At 35.5% G+C, this 8,465-nt stretch carries 7 protein-coding genes, 1 tRNA gene and 1 pseudogene; 8 read left to right on the top strand and 1 reads right to left on the bottom strand.

Going from position 1 to position 8,465, the window contains the following annotated elements:
- The first annotated feature begins 206 nt into the window (after window positions 1-206).
- From AC1UFB_RS01255 to AC1UFB_RS01225, 7 genes and pseudogenes are all read left to right on the top strand, one after another.
- On the top strand, window positions 207-839 hold the full coding sequence (locus tag AC1UFB_RS01255; protein ID WP_482588342.1) for an HNH endonuclease: 633 nt from the start codon (window positions 207-209) through the stop codon (window positions 837-839).
- A 20-nt stretch (window positions 840-859) separates the two neighbouring features.
- On the top strand, window positions 860-1,309 hold the full coding sequence (locus tag AC1UFB_RS01250) for an SMI1/KNR4 family protein (RefSeq protein WP_100348100.1): 450 nt from the start codon (window positions 860-862) through the stop codon (window positions 1,307-1,309).
- A gap of 273 nt (window positions 1,310-1,582) precedes the next feature.
- Complete coding sequence (locus tag AC1UFB_RS01245) at window positions 1,583-1,885, top strand: hypothetical protein (protein WP_152545200.1); 303 nt, start codon at window positions 1,583-1,585, stop codon at window positions 1,883-1,885.
- 14 nt (window positions 1,886-1,899) lie between these two features.
- Window positions 1,900-2,226: an Imm8 family immunity protein gene (locus AC1UFB_RS01240; RefSeq protein ID WP_482588340.1), complete on the top strand. Its 327-nt coding sequence runs from the start codon at window positions 1,900-1,902 to the stop codon at window positions 2,224-2,226.
- A 171-nt stretch (window positions 2,227-2,397) separates the two neighbouring features.
- Window positions 2,398-3,759, top strand: a pseudogene (locus AC1UFB_RS01235) (IS4 family transposase).
- A 504-nt stretch (window positions 3,760-4,263) separates the two neighbouring features.
- Window positions 4,264-6,192 (top strand): fructose-bisphosphatase class III, encoded by a 1,929-nt coding sequence (locus AC1UFB_RS01230; protein ID WP_061785573.1) that lies wholly within the window; start codon window positions 4,264-4,266, stop codon window positions 6,190-6,192.
- Between the two features lie 152 nt (window positions 6,193-6,344).
- Window positions 6,345-6,418: transfer RNA gene (locus tag AC1UFB_RS01225), tRNA-Gly, on the top strand.
- A 122-nt stretch (window positions 6,419-6,540) separates the two neighbouring features.
- On the opposite strand, the gene AC1UFB_RS01220 is transcribed toward AC1UFB_RS01225, so the two are convergent.
- Window positions 6,541-7,206, bottom strand: coding sequence for a B3/B4 domain-containing protein (locus AC1UFB_RS01220; protein WP_100348096.1), 666 nt, complete (start codon window positions 7,204-7,206; stop codon window positions 6,541-6,543).
- 109 nt (window positions 7,207-7,315) lie between these two features.
- On the opposite strand from AC1UFB_RS01220, the gene queG reads away from it, so the two are divergent.
- Window positions 7,316-8,452 carry a tRNA epoxyqueuosine(34) reductase QueG gene (gene queG, locus AC1UFB_RS01215; RefSeq protein WP_025908456.1) on the top strand — a complete coding sequence of 379 codons (1,137 nt, stop codon included), beginning with the start codon at window positions 7,316-7,318 and terminating at the stop codon, window positions 8,450-8,452.
- The last annotated feature ends 13 nt before the right edge of the window (window positions 8,453-8,465 follow it).

Here is an 8,465-nt window from a genome sequence, read left to right as displayed (position 1 = left end):
TTGATTGATACATTTATCGTACCGGAGGTGCCTGATGTTTTATATGCGTTGTTTGATTACGGGCTTACATCGCTTCTAAGAGTGCTTGGGAAACTATTGATGAACAAATTATCAATGGTGATGCATATAGCCGTAGTCATTTTGGTAGTTATGCGTCTTTACAGTTAGTAGGAGCTAAAGGTGCTAGTGCGGTTGTCAAGGGTGGATTGAAACAAGCAGCAAAGTCAGAAGCAGCAGCTGCTGTAAAGAAAGCTACTTTAACTGGGACAAAATATACTAAAACAAAAGTACAAGTAGGTTACCAATCTCTTACTCAGCAACGCTTGAACTACGAAGTTGCTGGCATTGGAAAAATCAATATTCCTTCTCTTCAACATGTAGAAACACCGGATGCTAAAAATCAAATGTATCAAGCAGCACCATATACATACACAGATCTTCATACCGGGGAAGAAAAGACAGTTAGCCTCCGTATGGGACATAAAAAAAGTGATGTTCATCCAATAACAGGTGTTCCTTACGATAGTGATGGTTTTCCAATTTTTGATTTTAAATTTCAAACTCATATTGATCCATCATTTTACTTAAGAAATGACACAGCTCAATTTAAAGAAGCTGCTAGACTGCTGTATGAGGAAACAAAGAAAGATCCAGTACTAGCTAGTAAATTCACAGAAGGAGAAATACAAATGTTTGGAAAAGGTATCAAACCTAAAGGATATACCTGGCATCATCATCAAGACGAAGGTAAAATGCAATTAGTAGATGAGTTTATTCATAGTAAGACTGGTCATACAGGCGGAAGGCATATCTGGGGCGGCGGTAAAGAATACCGATAATAATTAGGAGGGAAAAATTAATGAGTATAGAGTGGTTATTTTGTTCAGAACGAGAAGCTACACTGAAAGATGTAGTTGAAGTAGAGAAGAAATTTGGTATTAAGTTTCCAATTGATTACATAGATTGTATTTTAGAAAATCATGAAGGTTATCCGTCTCTAAATGCGTTTGATTATGGAAAAGTAAAGGGTGCAGCATTTAACCATCTATTGAGCTTTAATCAACAAGAGATAGATTATCTGGTTCAAGTGCGTGAGAATATCGAAGATAGATTGATAGATAAAGTATATCCTTTCGCTGATACACCAGGTGGTGATTATCTTTGTTTTGATTATCGAACAAATGAAGCAAACCCATCTATTGTCTATTGGGATCATGAGTTAGCATATGAAGACCCCGAAGAAGGGTTGTTCTTTGTGGCAAATACGTTTACCGAATTATTAAGTAAATTATATAGTGAGGAAGAATAATAAAAGGGGCCCAAGTTAATGCTTGAGGCTCCTTTTATTACTTCATATAAATTAACCGCGGATTTAGCTAGCGATTTGATTATCTGTATCTTTAAGAACATTTACATAATCATCTAAGAGTTTAGCAACTTTAGTAAGAAGGTTAGACATTTCTACTAAAATACCATTCAAAATCTTAGATTGCTAGATGAATTAGTAAAGGCTTATTTCTTTAATCAATAGGATAATACTAAACCTAAAAGTAAATGGTGGCACGAAGGTTATGTGGAAGACATGAGTTCGTACGATATACTGAATGGAGCAAAAAAATCTCCAAAAGGTTTATCGACATTAGGTAGTGCTACTCGAGAAAATGCAATAAATGCTGGAAAGGGTTGGGTAGGACCAGGTGCTCGAGAGATTATAGTAGATGGGAAAGTAATTGGTTATGGTACAAAAGATCGTGCTTTTAGAATACAATTTAAGCCAAAGGAAAATATGTGGAGAGCAAACTTTCAAGATAATAGTTTTGTAACCACTGTAGGTGGAAAGAAAACTGTTCAAATAAAGAATGTTCACGTAGACATTACTGATTAAGGAGTTGTATAGGAATGCTTGTCATTAAAGCCCTTACTAATATTCATGAAGATTGGGGAGAATCATTCGAAGATTTCTGTATTGATTATCAATTAGACGTTGGCTTAGAAGGTGTTGAGGGAGCTTCAGATATGTTTTCTTTTGAAGTTATAAGTCCTGCAAGACTCAACAACGTAATTGAAGATATCGAAATTGGTCGTGGATATTTAATAATGAAAGATTATGATCAAAATAAAGTAGAACAAACAGTGAAAAGACTAGTAGAAATGAGCAGAGAAGAAGATTTAGATGATGCTTTAAAAAATTTATCTAAATATTTTAGATGGGATATGGATAATTAAATTACTCAACTTTCGCATCGATAAATGTGCTATAAATTCATCTAGCTGTAGTTGCCGATGTCATTCAAGTACTATCATTGACACATAAAAATGCATGAAAAAACACCTATCCGTTTGGTATAGTTGATTTGTCGAGAATCAAACATTCCATACAGAAGAGGTGTCCTCTATATGATAGCGAATCATGACCAATCTAAGCAACTACCAAATGAAATAAAATCTACTTTTAAAGAACTAAAAGTATTGAAACATCTTAGAAAAGCTGGGATTACCAAGTCTTTTGGCTTTACCTGTGCTTATTTATTTCAGCTCATTTTCTGTTTGATCTTTGAAAACAAAAACTGGTTTCGAACACTTGAAAGTAAGAAATCTACCGATATTCCAGCTAAAGATGCGGTCTATCGTTTTTTGAACCGTTCCACTTATTCATGGAGAAGGTTTCTGCTTTTATTAAGCGCACACTCGATTGAAAAAGTAAGTAAGCTTACAAATCATGAGCGTATCAAAGTGTTGATTGTTGATGATTCATCTTATGATAAAAATCGAAGTAAATCGGTTGAACTTCTTGCGCGTTGTTTTGACCACGCTTCTCAAAAAATGCGCTTCTACAAAGGCTTTCGTATGCTTACATTGGGATGGTCTGACGGTACAACGTTTATGCCTGTAGACTTTTCTTTATTGAGCTCTAAAAACAGTGTCATCAATGGCGTGTCACAGAACATTGACAAGCGCAGTTCTGGATATAAGCGCCGTTTAGAAGCTTTACAAACGGCACCTGAACAAATTCCAACGATGATTCAACGGGCAATGAACTCAGGTATCGAAGCCACTTATGTGCTGATGGATACGTGGTTTACACATCAACCCCTTATTAAGGAGATCACAGATCAAGGTCTTGATGTCATTGGCATGGTGAAAAATTTAAAGCAACGTTACCTGATGAAAGGTAAAAAGGTTAGTTTGAAGGAACTCTATTCATTAGCTTCACCCGTTCAAGGAAAGAAAGGAATTCTACGGTCTATTCAAACGACACAAGCCAATGGAGTATCAGTTAAAATTGTATTTGTCCGTAACCGTAATAAAAAAAGTGAATGGTTAGCGATTTTAAGTACCGATTGCAGCTTAAGTGAACAAGAAATCATTCGTATCTACGGAATTCGTTGGGACATTGAAGTCTTTTTCAAAACAACAAAATCCTTATTAAAGCTACAAAAGGAGTTTCAAGGTCGTTCGTATGACTCTTTAATTTGTCATACAACAATCGTCTTTACTAGATACATTGTCCTCTCTTGACAGAACCGTTGTAGCACAGACCAACGGACATTAGGTGGTCTATTTTATGATCTTTGCGATGAAATTAGTGATCTCGATTGGGCTGTCGCACTAGGACAGCTACTAGAGCTTCTTCAAGATGTCCTAAAAGAAAGTAACAAAAGGATTCAAAAGTTAATTCAATGTCAACTCCAACACTGGATTGCAGGCTTACCTAATTACATCAAGGTCTACCTTCCTATTTCAGTGTGCGAAAGTTGAGTAAATTATAAAAAGAGTGTCTAATTGGATAGTAATTTAGTTAGAAGGCTCTCTTACTTTTTCAATAATTAAATGTGTGTATTTGTGTACTCTAATTGGGCTACTTATTTATTACTAACTAAAAAACTATAGTTAATTGAATAAATTAATTAAGTGAACACATATTTTTTTTACGCAAATTTTACGCATGAATTTACAAAACCTTATTAAATCAATACTTTGACCGCCATTTAGACCCCGACCACCGGTATTAGTTTTACATAAAAGAACGTAATGTTAAGACTTCAACAGAGATGTTGAGGTCTTTTTTGTGTTTAGTCTTTTCAAAGCAACTGATTAAGTTTGAATTAAATAAAAATTGTAAATTAGTTAACAAAATGTAATTGATCTCTCTAGAAGTCGAGTGTGAAGAGGTGTACAATAAGTACTAAAGATGAAAGACTCACGCAGTAAGCTTCTGTAAACGCTGAGGTGATAAGTTAGTTTGAAAGGGGATACATAGTTTTGAACGTAAATTATTTAGATCTACTGGCTAAGAAGTATGACACAGAAGAGAAAGTGGTAACGGAAATTATTAACTTAGAAGCAATTCTAAATTTGCCAAAAGGAACAGAACACTTTGTAAGTGATTTACACGGCGAGTATCAGGCCTTTCAACACGTATTACGAAATGGGTCGGGAAACGTAAAAGAAAAGATTAAAGATCTGTTTAAGGATACATTATCTCAACAAGAAATTAATGAATTTGCGACGCTTGTTTATTATCCAGAAGAGAAGCTGAAGATTATTAAAGCAAACTTTACTCGCAAACAAGAACTACGTGATTGGTATACGACAATGATTAATCGCATGCTTGATTTAGTTTTGTATGCATCATCGAAGTATACACGTTCAAAGGTGCGTAAAGCACTCCCTGAGCAGTTTGCTTATATTATTGAAGAGCTTTTATATAAGACAGATGAATTTACAAATAAAGAGCATTACTATCATAAAATTGTGCAGCAAATCATTTCATTAGGACAAGCTGATAAACTTATATCAGGACTGGCTTATACCATTCAGCGGTTGGTTGTCGATCATTTGCATGTCGTTGGAGATATTTATGATCGTGGTCCAGAACCTGATAAGATCATGGAAACTCTTATTAACTATCATTCCGTCGATATTCAGTGGGGAAACCATGACGTTCTTTGGATTGGAGCTTTTGCAGGTTCGAAAGTATGCTTAGCTAATATTGTTCGTATTTGTGCACGTTATAATAACTTAAATATTATTGAAGATGCGTATGGTATTAACTTACGACCACTTCTAAACCTAGCAGAAAAATATTATGATGATAATCCTGCATTCCGTCCAAAAGAAAATGTAGGTTCGCACCTATCTGAGCATGAACGTTTACAGATTACAAAAATTCATCAAGCTATTGCGATGATTCAGTTTAAGCTTGAAATGCCAATTATTAAAAGACGTCCGTATTTCAATATGTCAGAACGACTTTTGCTTGAGAAAGTTAATTATGAAACAAATGAAATTACACTTGGAGATAAAACGTATCCTATTGAAAATGGATGCTTTGCAACGGTAAACCCTGAAAATCCACAAGAGCTCTTAGAAGAAGAGGAGCAGGTTATTGAGAAATTATTGTTTTCAGTTCAACATTCTGAAAAGCTAGCAAGACATATGAACTTTCTTATGAATAAAGGAAATCTCTATTTGAAATACAATGGGAACTTACTCATCCATGGATGCATTCCTTTAGATGAAGAAGGAAATATGGAAAAGATGGTGATTGAAGGCAAGTTTTATTCAGGTCGTCAACTGTTAGATGTGTTTGAGCAGTATTTGCGTTCGGCTTTTGCAGGCCCGGATAAAACGGATGATTTAGCAACTGACATGGTCTGGTATTTATGGACGGGCGAATATTCATCTCTATTTGGAAAACGAGCGATGACGACGTTTGAGCGCTATTTCATTAAAGATAAAGCAACACATAAAGAAAAGAAAAATCCATATTATTACCTTCGTGAAAAAGAGGATATGTGCCGTCGAATATTAGCTGATTTTGGATTAAATCCAGATCATGGTCATATCATTAATGGTCACACGCCTGTTAAAGAGATAGAAGGTGAAAACCCTGTTAAAGCAAACGGTAGAATGATTGTCATTGATGGCGGGTTTTCAAAAGCATATCAATCACAAACCGGAATTGCAGGATATACGTTATTGTCTAATTCTTATGGCATGCAGTTAGTTGCTCATAAGCACTTTAACTCCAAAAAAGATATCTTATTGGACGAAGCTGATGTACTATCCGTTAAGCGACTAGTTGATAAAGAATTGGAACGAAAAATGGTAAAAGAAACAAATGTAGGTGAACAGATATTAGAAGAAATTTCAGTTTTAAAAGCTTTAAGAGATTATCGATATAGCTAAGAAATAGGCTTTGCAAGGTAACTTGTAAAGCCTATTTGTTTATGAAAACTTAATAGTTCGTTAATATTTTCACATAAATTTAACAGAAGGGTTGCAATTTATGTCGAAAGATACTATAATGAATGTTGTTAAGAGATAGCACAACTTCATTTGCGGGTGTAGTTTAATGGTAAAACCTCAGCCTTCCAAGCTGATGTCGTGGGTTCGATTCCCATCACCCGCTCCATACATATTGTGATCACAACGCAGTATCTTGTTTACCAAAAACAAGGTGTTGCGTTTTTTATATTTTTAGGGTTATAGTGAATAAAAAAGACGTTTATCTAAATTAGATAAACGTCTTTGTGGTTAGTTGATAAGCAAATACGAAGCTTCTCCACCATGAATTTGTGTAAACATGGTGCTGAGAGATTCAGTTAGTTTTAAGGAGCTTTCAGTAGATAGAGAAGGTTTTAAGAAGATTATCTGAAGTGCTTCAGATGTCTGTTCAGAAACTGGAGCTCGGTTGGAGTCAACATAAGGACTTCCAAAAGGACCTTGTTCATCTGCTAATACAAGCTTATTGTATAGAGACACTTCTCGACCATTAATTGCAAGGTAACTTTCATCTTCATTCCCAAGTCGTAACGAAATGTCTCCATTTAAACAGCTTTTATCGTAAATGCCTAAAGGAACTTCGTACTGAAGGGAAAAGAAGTTATTTAAGTCTACAGCTGAATTAATTGTGGGTAAGTACGTTTGTTTTTGAATTCGACGAAATAATGCTTCAATGGATGGACGATATTTGCTTGGATCGGTTCCAAACTCCTTAAATATGCTTCTCCACTCCTTGATTCCTTCAAAAGAAGTGATGGTTCTATCTTGTAAATCAAAATAAATGGATTCTTGAAAGAGTCGTAACCTTCCTTTTAACATTTGTGGAGCTTCGCTTACTTCGATATTTCGATAATGAATAATACCTAGTTTAATATCATTATTTTTTTCTTTAATTTCTGGTGAAATGATAACGTTCATATAAAATACCACCTTTTCATTAGTGAGTTATGTATAGAGTAGAATTGTTCCAGTGAAAATGATAGTAAAAGCAATTCTACGCATTGAATTTTAAAGGAGAATAGCATAAATGGATTTTCAACAGTTAAAAAAAGAAGTGATTGCCTATAGTAAAGAAATAGGTATTGATAAAATTGGTTTTGCTAGTGCGTCAACGTTTGAGACGTTAAAAGATCGTTTATTAAGACAACAAGAATTAGGCTACGCTTCAGGGTTTGAAGAACCAGATATTGAGAAGCGTACGAATCCAACGCTTTTGGTTCCAAAAGCGAAGTCAATCATTGCCATTGCTCTTGCATACCCTTCTAAAATGCCTAATGCACCAAGAAGTACAAAGGAAGACCGAAGAGGCATTTTTTGTCGTGCTTCTTGGGGGCAAGATTATCATACCATTTTACGAGACAGGCTCCAAAAACTTGAATCGTTCTTAAAAGAAAAAGTTCAAGGTGTTGAAGTGAAATCTATGGTAGACACGGGCGAGCTCTCTGATCGAGCTGTTGCCGAGCGAGCTGGGATTGGCTGGAGTGGAAAGAATTGCGCGATTATTACGCCGGAGTTTGGTTCATACGTATATTTAGGTGAAATCGTCACGAATATTCCATTTGAACCGGATCAACCAATTGAAGACCAGTGCGGTACTTGTAATAAATGTGTTGAAGTATGCCCAACAGGTGCATTAGTTACAGGCGGACAGCTTAATTCTCAGCGTTGTATTGCATTTTTAACACAAACAAAAGGTTTTTTGGTAGATGAGTTTCGAGATAAAATTGGCAACCGCTTATACGGCTGCGATACGTGCCAAACGGTATGTCCTGAGAATAAAGGTAAAGACTTTCACTTTCATCCTGAAATGGAACCAGATCCTGAGATTGCAAAGCCGAAGTTAAAGCCGTTATTAACAATGAGCAATCGTGAGTTTAAAGAAAAATATGGCCATGTATCTGGTTCTTGGCGTGGAAAAAAACCAATTCAACGTAATGCAATTATTGCACTTGCTCATTTTAAGGATGAAACAGCTATACCTGATTTAATTAAAGTAATGAAAGAAGATGTACGTCCTGTAATACGAGGAACAGCAGCTTGGGCCTTAGGGAAAATTGGAAACGATGAGGTGCTACCTATACTGGAACAATTAAAAGAAAAAGAGCAGGATGAGGAAGCCAAGCAAGAGTTTGAAAAGGGAATTGCGCTGTTAGTAAAGTCATAGAAGATGAAATTGT

The organism is Priestia sp. KCTC 13724 (assembly GCF_056820425.1).
Note: the sequence above shows the minus strand (reverse complement) of the source record. Positions and strands in the feature narration are given on the sequence as shown.

What these genes read in the sequence shown, in the direction of transcription:
- AC1UFB_RS01240 (WP_482588340.1), top strand. Translation starts at nt 1,900, where the DNA reads ATGCTTGTCATTAAAGCCCTTACTAATATTCATGAAGATTGGGGAGAA.
- queG (WP_025908456.1), top strand. Translation starts at nt 7,316, where the DNA reads ATGGATTTTCAACAGTTAAAAAAAGAAGTGATTGCCTATAGTAAAGAA.
- AC1UFB_RS01245 (WP_152545200.1), top strand. Translation starts at nt 1,583, where the DNA reads ATGAGTTCGTACGATATACTGAATGGAGCAAAAAAATCTCCAAAAGGT.
- AC1UFB_RS01250 (WP_100348100.1), top strand. Translation starts at nt 860, where the DNA reads ATGAGTATAGAGTGGTTATTTTGTTCAGAACGAGAAGCTACACTGAAA.
- AC1UFB_RS01220 (WP_100348096.1), bottom strand. Translation starts at nt 7,206, where the DNA reads ATGAACGTTATCATTTCACCAGAAATTAAAGAAAAAAATAATGATATT.